Below are 24,608 nucleotides of genomic sequence, written 5' to 3'. Positions count from 1 at the left end.
GCTTTAAAAAGTAGCCTAAGTTAGATATATTTGAAAGGAAACAAAAGCTCAGAGGGATGCGCGAGGCCGCTTTCATCAAACAGAATTTAGCAAAATGGAAACGGTACGCCACGGAGCCAACAGCCAACCCAGACGAGTTGGCTGATCGGTTCATTGAACTCACCGACGACCTGTCCTTCGCCCGCACCTTCTACCCAGACTCAGACAACACCGATTACCTCAACAGCCTCACCGGCAAGGTGCACCAAACCATTTACCGCAACAAGAAAGAGAAGAGCAACCGCTTTGTGCTGTTCTGGAAACAGGAGCTGCCCTTGCTGTTCCGGCGCTACCACCGGCAATTGTTCTATGCGTTCCTCATCTTCGCGGCATCGGTGTTCATCGGGGCCGTTTCGGCGGCCTATGATGACACCTTCGTGCGACTCATTCTGGGTGATCAGTACGTGAACCAGACCATAGAGAACATCCGGAAAGGCGATCCCATGGCGGTTTACAAAAAGACCGGGGAGACCAGCATGTTCCTGTTCATTACCTACAACAACATCAAGGTGGCGTTTACGGCTTTTGTCATGGGGGCTTTGTTTTCGGTGGGTACTTTCTGGATTCTGCTCCAAAACGGCATCATGCTGGGCGCGTTTCAGTTCTTCTTCTACAAAAAAGGTTTGCTGCTCACCTCCATGCTCACCATCTGGATTCACGGCACGTTGGAGATTTCGGCCATTATTATTGCCGGGTGCGCGGGGTTTGTGCTGGGCAACAGCTTGCTATTCCCCAAGACCTTCTCCCGCATGGAGTCGTTCCGGCGCGGGGCCAAAGATGGCCTGAAGATAGTAGTGGGGCTGGTGCCCATTTTCATCATGGCTGGTTTCCTGGAAGGTTTTGTGACCCGCCACACCCAGATGCCGCTGTTCGCCAGTCTGTTGATCATTGGCGGCTCAGCGGCCCTGATTGTCTTTTATTTCCTGTTATACCCTTATTGGCTCCAGGCCAGACTTTCTGATGAAAGATCAGTTGATTGAATTTAGGCTAGAGCGCAACGCGGGACAGAAACTGAACGCCACCATCGGGTTTCTTCGGCAGAACTTCCGGCCGCTTTTTAAGTGCCTTCTGCTGTACGTGGTGCCGTTTGCCCTGCTGGCGGGTATTTTCTCCGGCATTTACCAAAACTCCCTGCTAAAAGAAGTGTCCGGGGCAGTGCAGTATGGTTCCATGGGCGCTTATTCGTTCGCGCAGAATGTGAAGTCGCTGCATTACTGGGCCAGCCTGTTTTTCTCGCTGGTGAGTTTTGTGCTGTTGAGCCTTACCATCTACTCCTACATGCAGCAATACCAGCTGCAACAGGGGCGGGTAGAGGCTCCTGAAGTGTGGGGAAACGTGAAACGGAACTTCATCTCGGTGCTGTATTCCAGCGTGGGCGTGGTGTTCATCATAGGCCTGGCGACGCTGCTGTTGGTGGTGCCGGGTATTTACGTCTCGGTGGCGCTGTGTCTGTTTGTGATGGTGATGCTGCACGAGGAAGTGGGTTTTCTGGATGCCGTGGAGCGCTGCTTTTACCTGATCAAAGGGCATTGGTGGCCCAGTTTCGGGTTTCTGTTACTGGCGCTGGTGGTGCAGGGCGTGATTGGTTTTGTGGTTGCGTTGCCTTCCATGGTGGTGTATGTGCTCCGGATTTTCCATCTGCCGGGCGGCGAAAGTGATGCTTTGCTCCTGGTGGCGGGTTCCTTTTCCACCTTCATCGGGTTGTTGCTGTATGCCTTCACGGTGACGGCCATCGGGTTCCTGTACTTTGACCTGGTGGAGAAAAAAGACGGTGTAGGGTTGCTGGAGCAGGTAAGCCAGATTGGAACCCAACCCCGTATTTCTGTAGAAGCCGATGCCTTTTAAGTCTGTGCCGGTGCGATTTTCCCTCCTTTTCTTCCTGTTGCTGTTCTGGGGCGGCGTTGTCAGCCGAAGTGCCGTCGCCAGCGTTCCAGTGCCCGACACCGCGGCCGTTGCCCCGCTTCAGCTCCGGTACCCCGATCCGCAGAAACTACAGGAGCTGCGGGAAAGCAAAGATTTCCAGTACGGGCAGGACATCCGGCCGGATATGTCGTTTTGGGAGCGTTTTTGGCGAAAGATAGGCGATTACCTGTCCCAGATGCTGAGCGGCACTTCCTACGATGGGTTCTGGAAGTACGTGCTGTACGCCATCGCCATCGGCACCACGGTGTTCGTGATCCTGAAGCTGTTGCAGGTAGATTTCGTGGGCCTGTTCTCCCGCAAATCGGCCGCGGCCGCCATCACCTATGAGACTTACCGCGAGAACATCCACGAAATTGATTTTGACGCTCTTTTAGCTGAGGCCGAAGCGCAGGGCGATTACCGCCGGGCCATCCGGCTACAGTACCTCCGCACCCTCAAACTCCTCACCGATCAGGGGCTGATTGACTGGAAGCCCGGCAAAACCAACCGGAGTTACGTGAGCGAGCTGAAGAGTTCGCCCTTGCTGCGGCCGTTTGAGCGCGTGACCCAGCTGTTTGAGTATGTGTGGTACGGCGGCTCTTCTCTGGATGAGCAGACGTTTGAGACGGTGCGGCAGTCGTTCCGGGAGTTTCACCAGTCTTTTGCGAAAACGGCATGAAAACGTACCGCTTCTACGCGCTAGGCCTGGGGCTGCTGTTCGCCATCTTCGTGGTGGTGGAATACTACCGGCCTAAGCCCATTGACTGGAACCAGACCTTCTCCAACAAAGACAAGATTCCGTACGGCACCTTCGTGCTGTTTGACTTGTTGCCTGATCTTTTTCCGGGCCAGCCGGTCACCTCGGTGCGGCTGCCGGTGGTGAACCAGGTGGAGGATCATGCTAATCTGGAAGATAGCACCGCCAAACCGGTGAATTACCTCTTTGTCAACGCCACTACCCAGGTAGATAAGCTGGAACTGGAGACTTTGCTGGAATTTGTGGCGGCGGGAAACCATGTGTTCCTCAGCGCCCATCGTTTTTCCCCGGCGCTGCAAGACGCTTTAGGCTTCAAAGCCGATGATTCCAAAAAAGCGAAGCAGGACTCGTTGGGCCTGGTATTCACGCACCCGTCTTTGCAGAAAAACAAACCGGTGCGCTACGCCTGGGAAAAGGTCAGCCGCATTCTAACCCTTGATTCTGAACACAAAACCACCGTGCTGGGCCAGAACACCGCCGGCGAGGCCAACTTTGTGCAGATTGTCTTCGGGAAGGGGAGCTTCTTCATCAGCTCGGTACCGCTGGCGTTTACCAATTACCACGTTCTGGAGCCAAGTCAAACCAGATATGCGGCGGTGGCGCTGTCGCATTTGCCCGTGCGGCCCGTGTGGTGGGATGAATACCAGAAGCAGGGCGCGGTAGGTAGTGGCTCGCCGTTTAGGGTGCTGCTCAACCATGAAGCGCTGGCCTGGGCGTATTACCTCGCGTTGGGTAGTTTGTTGCTCTTTGTGCTGTTTGAAAGCAAGCGCACGCAACGGATCATCCCGGTGATAGAGAAACCCCGGAACACCACGCTGGAGTTTGTACGGGTGATTGGCAATCTGTACTTCCAGACCCGCGATCACCGCGTCATCGCCGACAAGAAAATCACCTACTTTCTGGAGTACCTGCGCCTGCACTACCATGAAGCCACCACGGTGCTGGACAAAGAACTGCAGGACCAGATTGTGAAGAAGTCTGGGGTGCCGCCGGTGGAGGTAGCCGACCTCTTCCGGGTGATCCAGTACGTGCGGACCACCGATGCCCTGGAAGAACAGAACCTGTGGCAATTGAACAGACAATTAGAAAGCTTTTACCGGCAAGCCAGCCGTTAACCAATTCGCATGGAACCACTAGAAGAAGCCGCCTTAGGGCTTGCCCCGCAAACTGATTTCGCAGACCTGCAAGCCGCCGCCGGGCGCATCAGGGAAGAACTCCGGAAACGGATCATCGGGCAGGAGGCGTTTATTGACCTGTTGCTGGTCGCCATCTTAGCCGACGGGCACGTGCTCATTGAAGGCGTGCCGGGTATTGCCAAAACCTTGACTGCCAAATTGCTGGCACGCACCATTGACGTAGGCTTCAACCGCATCCAGTTCACCCCAGACCTGATGCCCTCCGATGTGCTGGGAACGTCGGTGTTCCATCCAGGCACGGCCACATTCCAGTTCAAGCAAGGGCCTATTTTCTCCAACATCGTCTTAATTGACGAGATCAACCGGGCCCCGGCCAAAACCCAGGCCTCTTTGTTTGAGGTAATGGAGGAGCAGCAGATCACCCAGGACGGAGTGCAGTACACCATGGCCGATCCGTTTATTGTGCTGGCCACGCAAAACCCCATTGAGCAGGAGGGAACCTACCGCCTGCCCGAGGCCCAGCTGGACCGCTTTCTGTTCAAGATTCTGGTGCAGTATCCGTCTCTGGAGGAAGAAGTCGCTATTTTGGGGGTGCATCACAACCGGCCGGCTCTGCAGCGGGATCTGGAGGAAATACAGCCGGTGCTCACCGCCGAAAAGGTCTCCGCCCTCCGGCGGCAGGTGCAGAACGTGCACGTAGATGCCAAAGTACTGGAATACATTGCCCAGGTGGTGGTGCAGACCCGCGCAAACAAGTCGCTGTACCTGGGCGCGTCGCCGCGGGCCTCGCTGGCCTTGCTGAACAGCGCCAAAGCTCTGGCCGCCCTCCGGAACCGTTCTTTCGTGACCCCCGAGGATGTGCAGGAGCTGGCCCCCTCCGTACTGCGCCACCGAATCCAGCTGACCCCGGAACGAGAAATGGAAGGTGGCACCCCCGATGACGTGATCAAGCAAATCATCCAGAAAACCGAGGTGCCCCGCTAGTGATGCTGCTCTTAAAGCAAAACTTTCCCAAAGATACTGCTCACGCATTCCGTCCCCCTTTGAAGGGGGTAGGGGGATGACGAAGCCGCTCAAGAAGTTACTAACCTCTGGCTACAACCCAGTTTCCTTTGATCCTGTTTTTACCCCGTTTTTCTTAAATCAACCCTAAAACGCCGTACCCCTGAAAGCCCTCGTTTCCTTTTTCCGAGACCTTTACTTCACCAGGTATTTTTTCTATGCGCTCTCCGGGGCGGTGGGGTTGTTTGTGCTGGCCTTCTTTTTCCCGGCGTTTCTGTTTTTGGTGAAAATCCTGCTGGGAGTTCTGGTGCTGTTTGTGGGGATAGATTTGCTGGCTTTGTTCCGGCAGTCCAACGGCGTAGTGGCCTCGCGCAGCCTGCAGGAGAAGCTCTCCAACGGAAGCGAGAACCCGGTGTACCTGTACGTGGAGAACCGGTACGCTTTCACGGTGCGGTTGGAGGTGCTGGAAGAATTGCCGTTCCAGTTTCAGAAGCGCGACGCCAGTTTCAAGGTGCAGGTACCCAAAGGCGAGACGCACGTGATTGAATACCAACTGCGACCGGTGCAGCGCGGCGTGTACGCCTTTGGGGCCACCAATGTGCTGGTGCAGGGGCCTTTGTGGCTCGTGCGCCGCCGCTACCGTTTCGGTCAGGGGCAGCAGGTGCCGGTGTATCCGTCGTTTATCCAGATGCGGCAGTATGAGTTGCTGGCGGCCTCGCAGCACCTGTCTGCCATGGGCATTAAGAAAGTGCGCAAGGTGGGGCATAGCGCCGAATTTGAGCAGATCAGGTCGTACGTGGCCGGCGATGACCAGCGCACCATCAACTGGAAAGCCTCGGCCCGCAAAGCGGAGCTGATGGTGAATCATTATCAGGACGAGAAATCGCAGCAGGTGTATTGCCTCATTGACAAAGGCCGCGTGATGGAAATGCCCTTCGCCGGGCTGAGTCTGCTGGATTACGCCATTAATGCGGCGCTGGTGCTGTCTAATGTGGCGCTGCGCAAGGAAGATAAAGCCGGTCTGATCACCTTCTCAGACCAGATTGGGTCTATGCTGCCCGCCGAACGGAAGGCCTCGCAACTGCAGAAGATTCTGGAAGTGCTCTACAACCAGACCACCAGGTTCCAGGAGACCGATTTCCAGCGGCTGTACGTCACCGTTAGGTCCAGGATCAAACAGCGCAGCCTGTTGCTGCTGTTTACCAATTTTGAGACCCTCAACGGTGCCAAACGCCAGTTGCCGTATCTGCGCAAACTAGCCAAACACCACCTGGTGCTGGTCGTGTTTTTTGAGAACACTGAAACGCGTGACCTTTTGGAAAAACCGGCCCAAAACACCGAATCGCTTTACCTGAAGGCCATCGCGGAGAAGTTTGCCTACGAAAAACGCCAGATTGTTAAGGAGTTCGCGGCCCACGGCATCCATTCCATTCTGACTCCGCCGGATAAACTCACCGTCAACGCCATTAACAAGTACCTGGAGTTCAAGTCCCGCGGATTGCTGTAAATCGTACATCGGCGTAGCCTTGGCTCCTTTTGTTTCAGGCCGGTTTTCAGGAAAGTAGCCTTAAAACGGAAGCGCTTCCGGGCAGAAAAGTCCGTTAGTTATCAGATCAGGTCGAAGGCCCGGGCGTATTGGGCAATCTCAAACGAAGAGTGGGTTTTCAGTTTCAGTTTGATGTTGCGGCGGTGGGTGTTTACGGTTTTCTCTGAGATGAACATTTCATCAGCGATTTCCAGCGAGCTTTTGCCCAGGGCGACTCTTTTCAGGACCTCCCGTTCCCGGGGCCCCAGTTGGGCGAATTTTTGGTAATTCTGGCGCAGAAAGGAATTCTCTTCCAGAATGCGTTTTACTTTGGCCGTGATGTGGTGCATGGGGTCCACCAGAATGGCCTCGGTGATGGAGAGCAGGGGCAAGCCTCTCTCATCCAGCATCAGGATTTTTGTAGCGCTGAGGTGCAGCATCCACTCTTCCTCTTCCTTGAACCGGACCTGCTGAAAATAAGAGATCACTTCCTCTAGATCATTGCGCTCCAAAAGACCTTTCACCAGTTTAGGGACATATTCCGATGATTCAACCGGATTGAAGAAGCGGCTGTGAAATTCGCGGCCCATCTGCTGCAGCTCCTCCAGGGTAATCCCCAACTGTTGCAAGCCTCTGGGCGACATGTACTCCACGCCCAGGTTATTTTGGATGTTGTGGACAATTACCACTCCGGGTAGATGTTCGGCTAAGGTCGCCAACTGAGCTATCCGGTCCTTTATTTCCTGCTGAAGATATTCTGGGGGAGCTACTCTCATCATGATCAGCTTAAAAAGGTACTCTGTAAAAGTAGATTTTTTAAGCCATTAATTTACAGGTTGATACATTATTTTAACTTTATTTTGGCATAATTTAAAATAAAATTATCCTAAATGAGTTGTTTTCCCTGAAATGCTCCTCTTTAGTTCGTTTGCACCACCTCTTATAGCAGTTTAAAAGCCTGTTTTGGGCAGGTTTTTATAAAACGAGGCGTAAAACAGAAGTTGTCTGAGCGCCGCCAAGCACCGGAACACCAAAGGTTCTCAAGCCATTTTTAGCCTGAGAGTAGATATTTTCAGGGTGTCACCACAGCGCTGTGCTACAATGATGTGGAGGGTATAAATGAAAAGCCACCTACAAGTTGGATCTTGTAAGTGGCTTTATCTTGGGTGCTCCTTCACTAGGAGAGAGCTAAGGGTTCCTGGGTAGTGACGCTTCCGATTAAGGAAAAAGCGCGGTGGGCTGGTGCTTAAAAGGAATTAAGCCGTTGCAACACCAGGTTTTCTGGCGTTGATAGGGGCAACGTTTTTAGGTGACGTCGTTTTCCTGGCTTTTTTCTTTTTATTCCACCACACCAGAAAACCGGTAATGGGCAGACTGGCGCAGATCAGGCTGATGCAGAAGGCCAGCACCTTGCCGGGTAAACCCCAGACGGCCCCAATGTGGAGGTCGTAGTTGAGCAAGGACAATTTATCAGCGAAGCCTGCTTCCTCGTAGCGGTCGCCTTGTACCCGGAACAGCTCCAGGGTGTACTGGTCATAGTAGTACTCGTTCCGGTTGTACCACGAGCCATGGTCCTGGTAAGCGATAATCTCAAGGGCATCATCCTTGTCTTCCAGAATTGGAGTCATGTAGAAGCCCTGCGCGTTTGGTTCTACGGCTATGGTTTTGTACCAGGCCCGGTCCAGCGCCGAAACCGTGTTGTTGGCCAGCAGAGCTGCTTTGGTGGTGTCTGAATGCGGATGGTGGTGCTCCGGTAACTCTTTTCCGCCCGAGGTCACGTAATACAGCCCCTCCTCAAACCACTTGAAGCTCCAAACCAAGCCGGTAATGCCCAACGCCAACGCCAAAAGCAGGCTGTAAAAGCCGAGCACGTTGTGCAGATCGTAATTAACCCGTTTGAAACTGCCGTTCCATTTGATCTTAAAGCTTTTGTCACGGTTAGACTTGTTCCATCTTCTGGGCCACCACATCACCAGGCCGGTAATGAGCAGTACCAGGAAAATGAGCGTGCACACTCCTACAATGGGGCGCCCGATGGCGTAGGGGAGCCACAGCGCCCGGTGCCCGTCAATGATGAACCGGAAAAAATCGAATTCACCTTTGCCAATGGATTGCTGCTTCTGCAGGAACTCGCCCGTATACGGATTCAGGAAAATGGCCGTAAAACTGCGTTCCCCCTTCTCAAATGTACTGAAACCCACGGCAGCAGCGCCCTCGCGGTTGCTGTAGGTAAGGCCGGTGGGCTTCACGCCGGGCATGTACGCCGTGGCCGTGTCCAGCAATTGGCTGGGTGGTACATAGCTTTTCTCCTGCGCCTCCACAAACCGCCAGGGCTCCAGCGCATCTTTGATTTCCTGCTGAAACGCATAGAAGCACCCCGTGATGCTGACAATAAACACCACAATGCCAGAAACCAACCCCAACCATAAGTGGAGCCAGTCATTGATGCGTCTCAAGACACCCGGGTTGTTTGATTTCTTGCCTTTCATGCTAAACTGGAAGTAGAGTTGGGAAAGAGAATGGAGCCAGCCTCTATATGAGTTGAAGCCGGCTCTCTACTGATGCTTATAGTTTAGAGAAACCTGCCACAAAGCTGGCCTGTACTTCGGCTCCTCTGGTGGCAGTATGGTTTTGGATGTCTATTTTATAGACATAGACTTTGTTGTTTTCCGGAATAGCCATGTACACAAAATTGCCGTCTTGCAGTGCTGCCAGGCGGCGGCCCCCTCCGGCATGTTGTGGCATTCCGTTGATGTAGGTAACAGTTTTCGCGTTAAAGTCAACAATCGCAGTTTTATAGGGGCCGTCAGCCCAGATTTTCTGAGTTGAGTTTACTTCTGCGTTGACTTCAGCTAAGGCTTTGCCGTTGCTCAAATACTTCAGGTGCCCGATGTTCTTGCCTCCGGTAGCTGCTTCTACATCAAAGAAATAGTTCTGGTCAAAGGTTGTCTGGCCGTTAGCAATGCGCAAAATGGCTCCTTTTTTAGTGCTTTGGCTGTAGCCGTTAGCCGGGTTAGAGTTAGAAAGCACATAAAGATTGCCTTGCTCGTCTTTTGTCAAACCCGTCTTCGTGTTGAAGCCACCAACAGGGCCGGTGCGGGTATCTTTGATCACTTTCTGGAACACCAGATCTGGGTATGAGTAAACAGCAATTTCTGCTTCATCTGTATATGGGGTGACAAAGGTGCTAGGATTGCTGATGTAGTAACTTAAGAACAGGTGGTTCCCACTAATGCGCATCCCAGAATAAAACGGAGCCGATAAAGTGGTGAGATCAGAAACCGGGTGCTGCTTCGTGCTGATGACCTTAACGGTATTGGCATTGATCGTGTGGAACTTGACAAGGTTAGATGTGGCGTTCATCTCCACTGCCACCAAAGTGTTTGCGTCTGCTTGAATAATGTCTGAGATGCTGTTTGCGAAAGAGGTATTTCCTACCTGCTGTAGCTCGCCGGTAGCACTTTTGCTGATTCCTAACACATTCACATTGTCCAGGCCGCCAATGCTGTAAATGGTACTGCCTATTTGGGTGAAATCAAAGTAACCTGGTTGTTCAATGCCCTTGCCTTCTGCAGTAAGTGGGGCACCCATCACATCTGAAAAAGGTGCTGTATAATAGGTGAAGGTATTGTTACTCCCCTGAATAGCCATTGAAACCACAAATGGGCCTGAGTTTGGGCTCGCATTGTCATCATCACTGCAGGAACTAAAGGAAAGCGCGGCGCAGAGCCCTATTACCGGCAGAGCCAGCTTTTTTGCTTGAATCATTGAAAACATAGGGTGGATTGGTTTATAGTTGATAGTGAAATTGGTTAAAGGACGTATCTCAACTTCAGGTAAAAAGCGCGGCCGGGTTTCTGGAGGTAAAACTTGTCGTAGAGCCGAGCATCGGTCAGATTGCGGCATTCTGCGGCTATATTGTATTTCCCCTGCTTTAGACTGTAAGCGACTTCCAGGTTGTGGGAGAACTGCCTGGGGATTACTGTTTTTGTGTCTTTAGACCCGTACCTGGCCCAGCCCAGAAAATATTGCTCTACAAAATTGAAGTAGTAATTGATGCCCCAGGTAGATTCTGGGGTAAACACATTCTTGAAGGTAAGTCCCGCGTTGAAGTTGCCGAACAGATAGGGGATATTGGGTACTCTAGCGCCTTTGTAATAATTGGTTAGCCAACCCGAGTTGTTGATGGACTCATTGTAAACAGAATCTGCCTGGTCTGTGATGTCCTGGTAGGTGATGCTACCGCCAAGGTGTAGCGTTTCGCGCCATCGGTAACGCAGACTTCCTTCTACTCCTTTGGTGCTTGATTTGGATAAATTATCAAAGGGCGCCCTTGGGCTGTTGGAAACGGCCCTGTAAATCAAGTCATCTGCTTGGCGGTAGATGAAGCTACTTTCAAGGTTGAAATGATGGTCTGTTCCAAGGTTGAAAGTATAGGCGGCTCCTACGTTCACGTTGTCGCTTTTTTCAGGCCCCAGGTCAGGGTTAGGGGTTACGGCTACGCCATCGCCAAATATCTCGTTGGGCCAGGGCATCCGGTACGCGTGTTCATAAGAGGCTTTCAGTTGTAGGCTTGGGAGCAGGAAATAGGCCGTGGCTATTCCGTAACCGAGGTTTGTTTTTTGAGGCTCAACTCCTTCTATTCTTCGGTCTTGCCCGCCAAAACCAAACTCTTTGCTTGTTTTGGTTCTCAGGAAGTAATATTTCCCAAAAACAGTGGTGCTCCATTTGGGTGAGGGATCAAACTTGAAGGCCATTCCCACTTGCTGCTTGAAGAGGGATTTAGGAAATCGGTTTTCAAGTTTATCGGGGTTCACTGAATCGAAAACTTCCCGGTAGAAATAAGACAGGGCATAATTAAGTGCCACAGAAACAGTGGGGCTAATCACGTATCCGGCGTTGAACTGGCTGTTAAAGTCATCATCCGTCATAGTGACAAAAGAAGCTTCTGTGTCTAGTTCTCCTTCGGTAGAACCCGGGGTGATGGTGGTTTCTCCCAGCCAGTTATACCTTATGCCGCGCAGGGTATCAATGATCTCACTTTTGGTTCTGTTGAGAGCCCCAAAAAAGCTGACATTCAAGCCTTCTGTGAAAAGGTTTTCTTTGCTGTATTTGAGCGTGTGAACAATAGAGTGGCTATTTTGGGAAACAGCGCCATAAACGGTGTTCATAGTGGCCCCGGTCTGCACCTGTTTGTCGTTGCCGGCCGCGATAATCCCCAACAAAAGATTGTCGGCGAATTTGCGGTTTGCCCAGCCAGCCTCTAGTTTGACCATGCCTGAGCGGTAGCGGTCATGGAACCGTTCTACCTCCGCCGTGTCAACTACGTTATTGCCTTCCGTGATGGGTGCCCACACCTTGTAGTTGTTGTCTGAATAGTTGTAGTTCACATTCCCCCGGAAAGTAAATCCGTTTTGGGGATTGGTATAGGCTCCGTTAAAAGAAAGACGATGGGTGTTGAAGGAGCCAACAGAGTAAGAGGCATCCAGGAAATTCTCCTTCTTGTTTGTGATGATATTGACCACTCCGCCTAGGGCATCAGTGCCTAGCCACACCGGTACTACTCCTTTATAGACCTCTATGCGGTCTATGGTGTTCACCGGGATATCGCTTAAACTCAGGGAGGAAGAGAAGTTGTCCATGGGCAGGCCGTCCAGGAAGAACTTCACCTGATCGCCTGAGAACCCATTTAAACTGAAGCTAAGGTTAGATCCCAGGCCGCCTTCCTCCAATACTCTTACCCCTGAAACCCGGTTTAAAACTTCTTTGGCGTCTGAGGTGCTGTTTTGCAGTTCCTTTACGGAGATGGCCGTCACGGCATAAGGCTGCTCATTTATTTCCCTCGTGACAGATTTGCCTACCACCTCTACGCTGGTCACTTCAAAGGCTTTGCTGGAAAGACTGGCGTTTACTTCTACCTGCTGAGATTCTCTTAATTGGATTGACTGCTCCTGTGTCTCATACCCGAGGTAGCTAATAGTAATAACGTAGGAACCCGGTGCTATTCCGGAGAGGTTGAACTGGCCTTTTGCGTCTGTATAGGTACCAATGGTGGAGTTCTTGAGGACTACACTCACTCCCGCTAGTGCCTCACCTGTAGTGGAGCTCACTTTCCCGTGCACACTTGCTTTGTCTTGGTTTTGTGCCCAAGCGCTCTTAGAGAGGCAGATACAGGCCAATATAACTGAAAGTGCCTTGATGAAATGGTGTTGCGGAGACAAAGCTTCTACTTATTTAGAATGATTTTAAGTAGTGCGAATGTAGGAGGTAAAAGTAAAAAGCCAAATTTTATTTAGACTGAATACAAATAATTTAAATGAATAGAAAGGAAGGAAGTGGGCCAGCTTGTTTAGCACATAGTGTGCCCGAAGGAATAGGGTGTGGTAATTAAAGGAAGGGAAGCAAATGATAGGCAAACAAAAAAGCCACTCACAAGTTTTATCTCGTAAGTGGCTGATTTAAAAGCTCCCCCTCTTGGGCTCGAACCAAGGACCCCATGATTAACAGTCATGTGCTCTAACCGACTGAGCTAAGGAGGAGTTTATCACTTTCTAGCCGTGGTGACCTTGAATGATGATGCAAAAGTAGGGGCTATTCTGATTGTGCGCAAGTGTTCGCCCGGAAAAATTTTAAGATTTCTGATAAGTCATTGAAAATGAAACCAGAAATTTTCTGTTTCAGGGCCGTTTTCCTGAAAAGAGCCCTGAAACAGCCCAAGTGCCAACTGCGGCCGGAACGGGTAATTCCTTAAATGGCCTCAAACTGGCGCAGGAACCGGACATCGTTCTCGGTGAAGAGGCGCAGGTCTTTGATCTGGTACTTGAGCATGGTAATCCGCTCAATGCCCATCCCGAAGGCGAATCCGGAGAACTCTTTGGAATCAATGCCGCAGTTTTCCAGCACCTGCGGGTCTACCATGCCGCTGCCGCCAATCTCTACCCAACCGCTGTACTTGCAGATGTTGCAGCCTTTGCCTTTGCAGATGTGGCAGGTGATGTCAATCTCGGCGCTGGGCTCAGTGAAGGGGAAGAACGACGGCCGGAACCGGATCTGCGTGTCTGGCCCGAACAACTCCTTCACGAAGTGGTACAGCGTGTCTTTCAAATCCTTGAAGCTCACGCCCCGGTCCACGAACAAGCCTTCTACCTGGTGGAACACGCAATGCGCGCGCGCCGAGATGGCCTCGTTCCGGAATACGCGGCCCGGAGACAGCGTGCGGATGGGTGGTTTCTGGTGCTCCATCACGCGCACCTGCACGCTACTAGTGTGCGTGCGCAGCAGCATGTCGGGGTTCTTGCTCAGGAAGAACGTGTCCTGCATGTCGCGGGCGGGGTGGTTCTCGGGGAAGTTCAACGCCGAGAAGTTGTGCCAGTCGTCCTCCATCTCCGGTCCCTCGGACACGTTAAACCCTATCCGTTCAAAGATGCGGATGATCTCCTCGCGCACCTTGGCCAAGGGGTGGCGGTTGCCCAGCGTGTGGGGCACGGGCGGCAAAGTGAAGTCAAGGCCGGCCAGCGCGTCTGGCGTGGCGTTCTGCTCCAGCGCTTCCTGGGCGCCGTCCATTTTCTGCTGGGCCAGGTTCTTGAGTTGGTTCAGTTCCTGGCCAACCTGCTTGCGTTGCTCGGGGGCAACGGTTTTCATCTCGTCAAACAGGGCGGCAATCTGGCCTTTGCGGCTCACATAGGTGTTCCGGAAGGTTTCCAGTTGCTCTTTGTTCTCTATAGCATAGGCTTCTACCTCTTGGGTGAGCCGTTTGATGTTCTCCAATAGCATAGCGCAAAGATAAAGATTAATGGTGATTGCGAATCGTTTTATCCAGAAGACGTTTTGCGCCTGCTTTTCGAGAAGTAGCCCTAAAACAGAAGTTGGCTGTTTTACGCCTGTTTTCTGAAAATCAGGCATAAAATGCTTTCTTTGAGGAAGCTAATCAGCAGGCTTTCGGCCGGAAAGTAGGTGAATGGAAACCTTTCCGCCGTTCACCTACGCCCAGCCGCCGTTCACCTACTTTCTGCCGGACTTGGCCTAATTCCCGTTGTGGCGCGCTGGGGTTCTGCCTAGTTTTGGAACATAAATCAGCAAGGTTATGGAAAATCAACACATAAAACGAGTGGGAGATTACCAGCGATGGGACCGCCCCACCAGCCGCGGCGGCCGGGTAGGCGCCGGGTTACTGATCATGGCGATAGGGGCGCTGCTGCTGGCCTACCAGATGAACGCCATCGTGTTGCCCCGGTGGGTGTTCTCCTGGAAGATGATCCTGATCGTGATCGGGGTGTTTTCGGGGATCAGGCACTCGTTCCGGAATCCGGGCTGGATTGTGCCGGTCATCATAGGGGGCGTGTTTCTGCTGGAAGACCTAATACCCGGGCTCTCCATCAAGCCTTTCATGTGGCCGATCCTGCTCATGGTGGGCGGTCTCTGGATTATCTTCAAGCCCCGGCACACCTGCGAGAAACACGCCAAGAACGTAAGGCGGTTCGGGCCGCAGGGGCCCAACTTCAACAAGGCGAACTTCTCCAAAGAGAACTATCCCAATCCCAATGAGAGCTTCTCCCGAGAGAACGCTTCAGCTGAGAGTTTCTCCAAAGAAGACTTCCTGACGGCCACCGCCGTGTTTGGCGGCATCACCAAAAACGTGATCACGAAAAACTTCAAAGGCGGCGACATTGTGACCTTCTGCGGCGGCGCCAAATACAACCTCACCCACGCTGACATTCAGGGCGAAGTGATTCTGAACATCACCGAGTTCTTTGGTGGCGTCAGCCTGATCATTCCGCCGCACTGGCGGGTGCGCTCAGAGGTGATCACCGTCTTTGGGGGCGTGGATGACAAAAGAGGCTTCGTGGAGGCGGCCCTGGAAACCGACAAGGTGCTGGTCTTGAAGGGAACGGTGCTCTGCGGGGGCATCGAAGTGAAGAGTTACTAATTCCAAAAGTGGGCTCCTGTTTAGCCGCCAAACCGAAATTGAATCATGGGGTGTCTTAAAGTTATTCTGCTGTACCTGGGGTGGGCGCTGGTCTGGGCGGCGGTGCAAACCATGGTCATCTACCAGGTGGGCTACCCCTTAGAGTTGGCGTTGCGAGACGCCGCTTTAACCAACGCGCTGGTGATTGGCAGCGGCTATATCATGGCCATCGCGCTGCGGTTTTACCGGCCGGGCGGCAGGCAAGTAGTGTACCTGATGGGCTGGAGTCTGGGGGTGGCCACCATCAGTCTGGTGCTCTGGGATGTGGGCCTGGAATATCTGCTGGGTGGGCAAGGAGAGTATCTGGCTTTTGTGGACAAGACGTTTTTTGTGCGGCTGGCCTTCGCCTGGCTTATGATTCTGTTCATTGTGCTGCAGAACTGGCTCTGGTTCTATGCCCGCGAAAAACAGGAAGCCGAGGAACGCAAAGCCGCCACCGAAAAACTGGCCCGCGAAGCTGAGTTATTTAACCTGCGGCAGCAACTGCAACCCCACTTCCTGTTCAACAGCCTCAACTCCATCAGTGCGCTGGTGAAAACCAAGCCCGATCAGGCCAAGAAAATGGTGCAGCAGCTCTCTGACTTTTTAAGAGGCACGCTCCGGAAAGACGACCAGACCATGGTGCCGCTCTCTGATGAACTGCAGCATCTGCAGATTTACCTGGAGATTGAGAAAGTGCGTTTCGGGCACCGTTTACAGACCCAGGTAGATTATCAAGAGGAGAGCCTGCAAGGGCAGTTGCCTTACCTGCTGCTGCAACCCATTGTGGAAAACGCCATTAAATTCGGTTTGTATGACACCATTGACGACATCCTTATTCAGATTACCGCCACCCTGCAGGATTCCATGCTGGTCATCAGCACTCTGAATCCTTTTGACTCCGCGCTGCTGCAACACAAGCAGGGCACCGGCTTCGGGCTGGACTCGGTCCGGCGGCGCCTGTACCTGTTGTACGCCCGCACCGATCTGCTCACCACCCATCAGCAAGACAACGTTTTCATCACCACCGTTAAAATTCCGCAGAAATCATGATCAAGTGCCTGGTAATTGACGACGAACCTTTGGCCCGCAGCATTGTCTGCGAATACCTGCAAAACTACCCAGACATGGAGATGGTGCAGGAGTGCAATAACGGGTTTGAGGGCGTGAAAGCCATTCTTCAGCATCAGCCCGAGCTGGTATTCCTGGACATCCAGATGCCCAAAATCAACGGGTTTGAGATGCTGGAACTGGTGGAGGCGGTGCCCAGCGTGATTTTCACCACCGCGTTTGACGAGTACGCCATCAAGGCCTTCGAGACCAACGCCGTGGATTACCTGCTCAAGCCGTTCACCCAGGAGCGTTTTGATGCCGCTTTAAAGAAATGGCGCCAAAAACAGCAGCAGCCCGCCCAGGAAGCCGCCGTGAAGGTGCTGGAGGAAGTCACCGCCAAACAACCCGAGGAGCAGGTACGCATTGTGGTGAAGGTGAACAACGACATCCGGATCATTCCCGTGCACGACATCCAGTACCTGGAAGCCTATGATGACTACGTGAAAATTCATACCGCCTACGGCTGCTTCCTGAAAAAGAAGACCATGGGGTACTACGAGAAGACTTTGGAGAGCAGCAAGTTTGTGCGGGTGCATCGCTCGTACATTCTGGCCCTGGACCAGCTCACCCGCATTGAACCGCTGGAAAAGGAAACCCACGTAGCTCTGCTCCGCAATGGCACCCGCATCCCACTCAGCAAAACCGGTTATCCCAAGCTGAAATCCGTCCTCGGGATCTAGTAGGTGCTTAAGTGTTTGGACAAGTGGTAGATATGTAGCCCTCATTTACCCAACCCTACCCCTCAAAGGAGGGGAATACAGAATCTTATAAAAACACTGCTGAGGATTCCCCTCCTCGGAGGGGTAGGGGTGGGTTGGTTTTTAACGTCTTGATCACATTCCAACTTGAGTTAAGCAGATGAAAAACGTAGCCTAATTCAGACAAGAGAAAACGGACGAAATCAAAGGAGCGACGGTACCCCTCTCCTGCGTTTTAGGCCTGATTTCCCTAAACTAAGTCCAAAACAGAAGCCAGCACCACTGGTCACTGCTCCCTTGCTCTTCCTTCTCCAGAGGATTGCCCACCAGGCTTTCCTGGGATGCCCCTGCTTTTAAATGAGCAAAAGAACCATTTCTTTCTAAAACAGACCAAAGAACACATTTAACGAGGCTTCAAAGAGAAACACGTTCGGGCAGTTCCGGGCGTGGAGATGCTGACGCGCCTGCGGTTGTCCGAGATGGAGCTGGAGTAACTCCAGGATCTAGCCTTCCCCCAATTAAACCTGCAGAAAGTACAGAATCGCCTGGCTGGAGCATTTCATGCCGGGGCCGGTCCGCTCAGTGGATATAAGTTGATCAACCATTTTAAACAGATTATTGAAGAAGAATAACGTATGAAAAAGCGCATCTCCGTCAGTTGGCTTCTGCTAGGCTGGCTGCTCTCTTTGCTTTCTCCTAACCCCGTCACGGCGCAGGAGCAGGCGTTTTCACTGCCACAGGCCATTCAGTACGCGCTCCAGAACCGCCCTAACCTGAAGACGCTGCGCAACCAGGAACAGATTGACAAAGCCAAAGTGGGAGAGGTGCGGGCCATCGGGTTGCCGCAGGTAAATGCCGGCGTAGACATCAGCAACAACTTTATCCAGCAAAAATCCATTGTGGATTTCAGTGCGTTTGGCGGAGGCGGGCAGTTAAACAGCTTCACCATCACACCGCAGCAACTTAGCTCGGGAAAAGACATCGTGCTCACGCCCACCTACACCGTGCCGGAAGGAATGTCGGGTCCGCAGGCCATCACCTTCGTGCAGCCCTGGACCGGTGCCGCTGCTCTCTCGGCTTCGCAACTGCTCTTTGACGGCTCGTACCTCATTGGCTTGCGGGCTGCCTCTACCTATACCCAGCTGTCTAAGAAGAGCACCCAACAAGGCGAGATTGAAGTGGCCGAGCAGGTGAGCAAGGCCTACTACAGCGTGCTGGTGGCCGGAGAGCAGATCAAGTTGCTGGACCAGAACCTCGCCCGCCTGGACACGCTGCTACGCCAGACCACGGTCATGAACACCAATGGCTTCGTGGAGAAACTGGACGTAGACCGCCTCAAGGTAAGCTACAACAACCTGAAGATTGACCGCGACAAAGCCCAGCGTTTGTTGGCGTTAGGCGAGCAGTTGCTGAAGTTCCAGATGGGCTTTCCGCAGACCCAACCCATCCTGCTCACCGATCAGCTCAACGAAAGCAGCCTGGCCAATGCCAAACCCCGGATCAATTACAGCGGCTTTGAATACGCCAACCGCATTGAATATTCCATTCTGGAAACGCAGCGTGATCTGGCCCTCCTGCAGCAGCGCAACATCAAATCTGGGTACTGGCCGCGGCTGTTGCTGAACGCGAACTACGGCTACAACGGCGTGGGGAACTCCGCCGGAAAGCTTTTGGATGTGAAAGCGGGTGCTAACAACACCACTACACGCAATTGGTTTGACTTTGGCGTGGTGGGCGTGAGTTTGCAGGTGCCCATCTTTGACGGTCTTCGCAAAAGCTACCAGGTGCAGCAATCCCGCATTCAGCTCGAAAACGTGAAACTGGGCTTTGAACAGCTCCAGCAATCCATTGATCTGGAACTGCGCCAGTCCGATGTCACCGTGGAAAACACCTTGAGCGTGCTGCGGGCCCAGCGCCAGAACCTGGAACTGGCCGAGGAGATTGCCCGGGTGTCGCGCATCAAGTACCAGCAGGGCGTAGGCTCCAACCTGGAAGTGATCACCGCCGAGACCGACCTGCGGGCCGCCCAGACCAGCTACTACAGTGCCCTCTATGACGCTTTAATCGCCCAGGTAGACGCCGACCGCGCCACGGGTGCCTTACTCCTGAAATAATCTGACCCATGAACCTCTCATTTGTATCTTCTATGAAAATCTATCTCCTCACCGGCTTTATTTCCATGGCGATGATGGCCTCTGGCTGCGCCGAAAAAGACAAAGCCACCCAGTTAGCCGAGCTGAAAAAACAGCAGGCCGAGCTGACCACCCAAATCACCCAACTAGAAACCGAGCTGCAGAAAGAAGGCAAAGGCCCGGCGCCTAAAGTGACCGCGGTGCCCGTCTCCGTGATGAGCGTACAGCCCGAAACCTTTCGCCATTACCTGGAAGTGCAGGGCCGCGTAGACTTCGACCAGAACGTGATGGTAAGCCCCAAGGTGCCGGGCGTATTGACCAGTCTGCGGGTAGACCCCGGTAACCGCGTGAGCCGCGGGCAGACGCTCGCCACCATTGACCCCGGCCCGCTGGACCAGCAGATTGCCGCCCTTCGGCCTAACCTGGATTTGGCCCGCACGGTGTACCAGAAGCAGAAGAACCTCTGGGACCAGAAAATCGGTACCGAAATCCAGTTTCTGACCGCCAAAAACAACGTGGAGAGCCTGGAGCGTCAGTTGGCCGCCATGCAGGCTGCCCGGGCCCAGTACACGGTGAAAGCGCCTATCTCGGGTGAGGTGGATCAGGTGGTGCCTAAATCCGGGGAAGCGGTCGCGCCCGGTATGGGGATCATCCGGTTAGTGAACGCCAGCAGCGGCAAGATTGTGGCCGAGGTATCCGAAGCCTACGCCAGCAAAATCAAAAAAGGCGATGATGCCCTGGTGCTCTTCCCGGATCTGAACCAGGAGATCATGACCACGGTGCGGGTGGTAGGCAGCAACATCAATCCGTCTAACCGGGCCTTTACGGTGGAACTGGGCGTGAAGCCTTCTGAACAGGGCAAAGTGAACTTACGGCCTAACATGGTGGCAGTGGTGCGCATCCAGGACTACGCCAAGGAGAACGCCCTCACCCTGCCGCTGGACATCGTGCAGAAAGACGAGCAAGGTAACTTCGTGTACGTGGTGGAGCAGAAAGGCAGCCAGCGCGTGGCGGTGAAACGGAACATCAGCACGGGTACGGCTTACGGCGGCAAAGTGGAAGTTCTGACTGGGCTCAATGCCAACGATCAAGTGATTAAGGCCGGCGCGCAGAACCTGAACGAAGGCCAGCCGGTGAGTTTCTAAGCAGTTTTTCAAAAAGAAGCCCTAAAACGTCTTCCCGGCAACAGGGCTTCCCAAATATCCAGCCAAATGGAACAATCAAATAACAGCAAGGAATTCAAGCCCACCAGCTGGGCCATTGACAACCGCACCAGTATCTACTTCATCGTGCTCATTCTCACTTTGGCGGGTATTCTGGCCTACAACCGGCTACAGAAAGAGAACTTCCCGGACATCGTGATCCCCACCATGATCGTGACCACGGTGTACCCCGGCACCTCGCCGTCGGATATGGAGAACCTGGTCACGCGCCCCATTGAAAAGCAGATCAAATCGCTGAACGGGGTGAAACGGGTGACCTCCACCTCCATGCAGGACTTCGCGATGATCAACGTGGAGTTCAACACCGATGTGGAGGTGGAAGTAGGCAAGCAGCGCGTGAAGGACGCCGTGGACAAAGCCCAAACCGATCTGCCTACTGATCTGGATCAGGCACCCAACGTGCAGGAAATCAGCTTTTCTGAGATGCCCATCATGTACGTGAACCTCTCGGGAAATTTCAGCGCCGAGAAACTGAAGCAGTTTGCCGAGGACCTGCAGGACCGCATTGAAACGCTCCCGGAGATCACCCGCGTGGATATTGTGGGAGCGCTGGAGCAGGAGGTGCAGGTGAACATGGACATGTACAAGATGCAGGTGGCCGGCGTGACGTTTGGCGACGTGGAGCGGGCCATCGCTACGGAGAACATGACCATCTCGGGCGGTACGGTGCGCGTGGGCGACATGAAACGGGCCGTGCGCGTGGTGGGCCAGTACACCGATCCGACCATCATCGGGGATATTGTGATCAAATCTCTGAACGGCGGTAACATTTATCTAAGAGACATCGCGCAGGTCACCGATACCTTTGAAGAGCGCGAGAGCTTCGCCCGCCTGGACAATGAGCCGGTGATTACCCTTAACGTGGTGAAGCGCAGCGGCGAAAACCTGATTGAGGCCTCAGACAAGATCAACGCCATCATTGACGAGGCCCACGGCACCACGCTGCCCGAAAGCCTCAAAATTACCGTGACCGGTGACCAGTCTACCAGTACGCGCCACACCTTGAATGACCTCATCAACACCATCATCATCGGGTTTATTCTGGTGACTTTGATTCTGATGTTCTTCATGGGCACCACCAATGCCTTGTTTGTGGGGCTGTCGGTGCCGATTTCTATGTTTATCGCTTTCCTGATCATGCCCATGATTGGTTTTTCCTTGAACATGATCGTGCTGTTCTCTTTCCTGCTGGCCCTGGGCATTGTGGTGGATGACGCCATTGTGGTGATTGAAAACACGCACCGGATCTTCCATGAGACCAACTGGAACATTGCCAAATCCGCGAAAATGGCGGCGGGCGAGGTCTTCCTGCCGGTGTTGGCCGGTACGCTCACCACGGTGGCTCCGTTTCTGCCGCTGGCGTTCTGGCCCGGCATTGTGGGGGAGTTTATGTTCTACCTGCCCATTACGCTTATCCTAACCCTGATGGCCTCATTGGTGGTGGCGTTTATCATCAACCCGGTGTTTGCGGTGTCTTTTATGAAAAGAGGCCATAATCCGGAGAAAGAGCGGAAAAACTTCCGGTTGTCTATGCTCATCATGGGTGGTTTGGCTTTGCTAAGTTTTGCCTTCGGTTGGATAGGAATTGGCAGCCTGGTGGTGGTGCTCATGGCGTTTGTAGCCCTGAACAAGTTTGTCTTCACCGGCTGGATTAATAAGTTCCAGACCCGCGCCTTGCCCGCTTTCATGACCCGCTATGAGCGTCTGCTCCGGTGGATGCTGGTGGGCCGTCGGCCTTACAAGGTGGTGGGGTTTGTGGTGGCGCTTCTGTTCGTATCCTTCATTGTGACGGGCCTGAGGGCTCCTAAGGTGGTGTTCTTCCCGCAGGGTGATCCTAACTTCATCTACACCTACATCACCATGCCCGTAGGAACGGACCAGTCGGTGACGGATTCTATCACCAAGGTGGTGGAACGGCGGGTATTCAGAGTGGTGGGAGACAAGAACCCCAACGTGGAATCGGTGATCTCCAACGTGGCCGTAGGGGCCGGTGACCCGCAATCTGGGAGCAGGCAGGCCGAGTCTAACAAAGGCCGGGTGACGGTGGCATTTGTGGAGTACCAATACCGCCAGCCGGGGGTGAGCACCGCCAACTACCTGGACCAAATCCGCGAGGCGGTGAAGGGAATTCCGGGCGCGGAGATCACCGTGGAGCAGGAGCAGAACGGTCCGCCGGTAGGCAAACCCATTGTGGTGGAGATTGCCGGTGAGGATTTTGCCGGACTCATTCAGGTCTCCAAGAACGTGCAGCGCTACCTGGACTCGGCGCAGATTGCCGGCGTGGAAGACCTCCGCACCGATCTGGAAGACAAGAACCCCGAGATCACCGTGGAGATTGACCGCGTACGCGCCAACCGCGAGGGGCTGAGTACCGCCCAGATCGGTTCTGAGCTCCGGACGGCCATCTTCGGGAAAGAGGCTTCCAAGTTCAAGCGCGATGAGGACGAATACCCTATCCAGATCAGGTTAGCCGAGCAGTACCGCAAGAACATTGACCAGCTCATGGGCATGGTACTCACCTTCCGGGATCCTTCGGGTGCGGTGCGGCAGGTGCCGGTTTCGGCGGTCGCCAGCATCAAATACTCCACCACCTACGGCGGCATTAAACGCAAGAACCTGAAGCGGGTGATCACGCTTTCCTCCAACGTGTTGGGCGGCTTTAACCCCAACGAAGTGGTAGGCAATATCCAGACGGCGCTGGACCGTTTTCCTACGCCTGAGGGCTACGAGATCAGAATGGGCGGGGAGCAGGAAGACCAGAAAGAGACCATGGATTTTCTGTCGCTGGCCGGTATCGCCTCTATGGGTTTGATTTTCTTGGTGTTAGTGACGCAGTTTAACTCCGTTTCAAAATCCCTGATAATTTTATCAGAAGTTATCTTCTCGGTGATAGGGGTATTGCTGGGTTTCTCTGTCTTCAATATGGACATGTCCATTGTGATGACCGGGATAGGGATCATTGCTTTGGCGGGGATAGTGGTGAAGAACGGGATTTTGCTGGTTGAATTCACAGATGTGTTGATGGGCGAAGGAATGGAACTGAAAGAAGCGATTGTGATGGCCGGTAAAACGCGTTTGAGTCCGGTGATGCTGACCGCCACCGCTACCATTCTGGGGTTAATTCCGCTGGCCATCGGTTTGAACTTCAACTTTTTCACCCTCTTTACGGAGTTCGATCCGCACTTTTTCCTGGGCGGCGAGAACGTGACGTTCTGGGGACCCCTGGCTTGGACCATCATTTTTGGACTAAGTTTTGCTACGTTCCTTACCCTGTTGGTAGTGCCTATGATGTACCTGATCAATGAAAAAATTAAGAATCGGGTACTCCCCAAGCGCCGCAAAGAACAGGCGGTGCTGGTAGGCTGATTTGTTTGAATAAGGACCCTTTAACTTCTATTATATGATTACTGCACATACTCCCTCTGTTACCCGGCAAGTCGTTAAAATCATCAGCAAAACCAAGGAGATCAAGCCGTCGCGTCTCCGCGTCTCCGCTGACCTCAGCAAAGAGTTTGGGTTTGACACCGTTGACGTCGTCGATATCATTCTTGAGTTGGAGAAGAACTTTAAGATTGTGATCCCCGATGAAGTGCCGCTGAATACCGTGGGTGATTTCGTGGACTACGTGTCTACGCACACCATGCGCCAGGCGAGCTAAGCTCTTTTCTTAAATTGCTCATTTTTTACTTCGAAAGGCAGCGGGAATTTTCTGCTGTCTTTCTTTCGTGTCTTTAGCTGTTCAGCGGGTAGCCGTGCCTGCCGTGCTCGGTGTTGTTAGCGTTCTCACCAATAATCAGGTTAGCTTCTCCTAAGCAGGGATTCCCCCTTTGAAAGTAGGGCCATTGATTTCTAAAAATATAGCTGGTTCAAGTTTCCAACTTGGACCTACAATGAGCTGAAGTTTGCAACTTCAGTGAGGCGTTAGCCTCAAAACTACTCTATGGGGCTTTCTCGCCGTTGTTGGTGTTTTCACCAACGACCATGACTGCTTTTCCGGTTTGCTATCCGTCTTTACTCTTCACTTCCGTCTTGCCAAGCCTTGGGGTTGCAGTCGCGGTCTGCCCGCGTTTGTCACTTTTCTCCTGGATGAGAAAAGTAACCAAAAGAATCATGAAGAAAAGAAACTCGCTGACGCTC

The 24,608-nt window shown here is 53.2% G+C and carries 18 protein-coding genes and 1 tRNA gene; 13 read left to right on the top strand and 6 right to left on the bottom strand.

What is annotated here, in order from left to right; translation table 11 throughout:
- Positions 1-56: 56 nt before the first annotated feature.
- The 6 genes from H7U12_RS14735 to H7U12_RS14710 all read left to right on the top strand — a co-directional run bounded on the left by H7U12_RS14735 (position 57) and on the right by H7U12_RS14710 (position 6,343).
- On the top strand, positions 57-1,019 hold the full coding sequence (locus tag H7U12_RS14735) for a stage II sporulation protein M (protein ID WP_186639331.1): 963 nt from the start codon (positions 57-59) through the stop codon (positions 1,017-1,019).
- Positions 1,000-1,884, top strand: a complete 885-nt coding sequence (locus tag H7U12_RS14730) for a hypothetical protein (RefSeq protein ID WP_186639328.1) — start codon at positions 1,000-1,002, stop codon at positions 1,882-1,884. The genes H7U12_RS14735 and H7U12_RS14730 overlap by 20 nt, the downstream gene beginning before the upstream one ends.
- Positions 1,874-2,620 (top strand): DUF4129 domain-containing protein, encoded by a 747-nt coding sequence (locus H7U12_RS14725; RefSeq protein ID WP_186639326.1) that lies wholly within the window; start codon positions 1,874-1,876, stop codon positions 2,618-2,620. The genes H7U12_RS14730 and H7U12_RS14725 overlap by 11 nt, the downstream gene beginning before the upstream one ends.
- On the top strand, positions 2,617-3,813 hold the full coding sequence (locus H7U12_RS14720) for a DUF4350 domain-containing protein (protein WP_186639324.1): 1,197 nt from the start codon (positions 2,617-2,619) through the stop codon (positions 3,811-3,813). Before H7U12_RS14725 ends, H7U12_RS14720 begins: the two co-directional genes overlap by 4 nt.
- A 9-nt stretch (positions 3,814-3,822) precedes the next feature.
- Positions 3,823-4,818: an AAA family ATPase gene (locus H7U12_RS14715; RefSeq protein WP_186639322.1), complete on the top strand. Its 996-nt coding sequence runs from the start codon at positions 3,823-3,825 to the stop codon at positions 4,816-4,818.
- A 253-nt stretch (positions 4,819-5,071) separates the two neighbouring features.
- Complete coding sequence (locus H7U12_RS14710; protein WP_255896741.1) at positions 5,072-6,343, top strand: DUF58 domain-containing protein; 1,272 nt, start codon at positions 5,072-5,074, stop codon at positions 6,341-6,343.
- Between the two features lie 101 nt (positions 6,344-6,444).
- Here the strand turns inward: H7U12_RS14710 and H7U12_RS14705 are convergent, their stop codons facing one another.
- The 6 genes from H7U12_RS14705 to pheS form a co-directional block, all read right to left on the bottom strand.
- Positions 6,445-7,140: a helix-turn-helix domain-containing protein gene (locus H7U12_RS14705; protein WP_186639320.1), complete on the bottom strand. Its 696-nt coding sequence runs from the start codon at positions 7,138-7,140 to the stop codon at positions 6,445-6,447.
- 477 nt (positions 7,141-7,617) lie between these two features.
- The gene (locus H7U12_RS14700) at positions 7,618-8,850 is read right to left on the bottom strand and encodes a PepSY-associated TM helix domain-containing protein (RefSeq protein ID WP_186639318.1); all 1,233 of its coding nucleotides are present in this window, start codon (positions 8,848-8,850) and stop codon (positions 7,618-7,620) included.
- A 76-nt stretch (positions 8,851-8,926) separates the two neighbouring features.
- Positions 8,927-10,267 (bottom strand): DUF4374 domain-containing protein, encoded by a 1,341-nt coding sequence (locus H7U12_RS14695; RefSeq protein WP_241749421.1) that lies wholly within the window; start codon positions 10,265-10,267, stop codon positions 8,927-8,929.
- Positions 10,174-12,483, bottom strand: a complete 2,310-nt coding sequence (locus H7U12_RS14690) for a TonB-dependent receptor (RefSeq protein WP_186639316.1) — start codon at positions 12,481-12,483, stop codon at positions 10,174-10,176. Before H7U12_RS14690 ends, H7U12_RS14695 begins: the two co-directional genes overlap by 94 nt.
- A 343-nt stretch (positions 12,484-12,826) precedes the next feature.
- Positions 12,827-12,900 (bottom strand) — tRNA-Asn (locus tag H7U12_RS14685).
- Positions 12,901-13,108: 208 nt separating this feature from the next.
- Positions 13,109-14,134: a phenylalanine--tRNA ligase subunit alpha gene (pheS, locus tag H7U12_RS14680; protein WP_186639314.1), complete on the bottom strand. Its 1,026-nt coding sequence runs from the start codon at positions 14,132-14,134 to the stop codon at positions 13,109-13,111.
- 310 nt (positions 14,135-14,444) lie between these two features.
- Between pheS and H7U12_RS14675 the strand changes: the two genes are divergently transcribed.
- The 7 genes from H7U12_RS14675 to H7U12_RS14645 all read left to right on the top strand — a co-directional run bounded on the left by H7U12_RS14675 (position 14,445) and on the right by H7U12_RS14645 (position 24,129).
- Positions 14,445-15,287, top strand: a complete 843-nt coding sequence (locus tag H7U12_RS14675) for a LiaF transmembrane domain-containing protein (RefSeq protein WP_186639312.1) — start codon at positions 14,445-14,447, stop codon at positions 15,285-15,287.
- A gap of 45 nt (positions 15,288-15,332) precedes the next feature.
- On the top strand, positions 15,333-16,358 hold the full coding sequence (locus H7U12_RS14670; protein ID WP_186639310.1) for a sensor histidine kinase: 1,026 nt from the start codon (positions 15,333-15,335) through the stop codon (positions 16,356-16,358).
- Positions 16,355-17,098, top strand: a complete 744-nt coding sequence (locus H7U12_RS14665) for a LytR/AlgR family response regulator transcription factor (RefSeq protein ID WP_186639308.1) — start codon at positions 16,355-16,357, stop codon at positions 17,096-17,098. Before H7U12_RS14670 ends, H7U12_RS14665 begins: the two co-directional genes overlap by 4 nt.
- Positions 17,099-17,751: 653 nt before the next feature.
- Positions 17,752-19,230, top strand: a complete 1,479-nt coding sequence (locus H7U12_RS14660; RefSeq protein ID WP_186639306.1) for a TolC family protein — start codon at positions 17,752-17,754, stop codon at positions 19,228-19,230.
- A gap of 8 nt (positions 19,231-19,238) precedes the next feature.
- A complete protein-coding gene (locus tag H7U12_RS14655) occupies positions 19,239-20,393 on the top strand; it encodes an efflux RND transporter periplasmic adaptor subunit (protein ID WP_241749419.1) in 1,155 nt (384 codons plus the stop codon).
- 66 nt (positions 20,394-20,459) lie between these two features.
- Positions 20,460-23,837 (top strand): efflux RND transporter permease subunit, encoded by a 3,378-nt coding sequence (locus H7U12_RS14650; protein ID WP_186639304.1) that lies wholly within the window; start codon positions 20,460-20,462, stop codon positions 23,835-23,837.
- Between the two features lie 34 nt (positions 23,838-23,871).
- The gene (locus H7U12_RS14645) at positions 23,872-24,129 is read left to right on the top strand and encodes an acyl carrier protein (protein ID WP_186639302.1); all 258 of its coding nucleotides are present in this window, start codon (positions 23,872-23,874) and stop codon (positions 24,127-24,129) included.
- Positions 24,130-24,608: the final 479 nt, after the last annotated feature.

Source organism: Rufibacter sediminis, assembly GCF_014269285.1.
Taxonomy (GTDB): Bacteria; Bacteroidota; Bacteroidia; order Cytophagales; family Hymenobacteraceae; genus Nibribacter; species Nibribacter sediminis.
The sequence above is the reverse complement of the archived record's forward strand: the minus strand, read 5'-3'. Positions and strand labels throughout refer to the sequence as shown.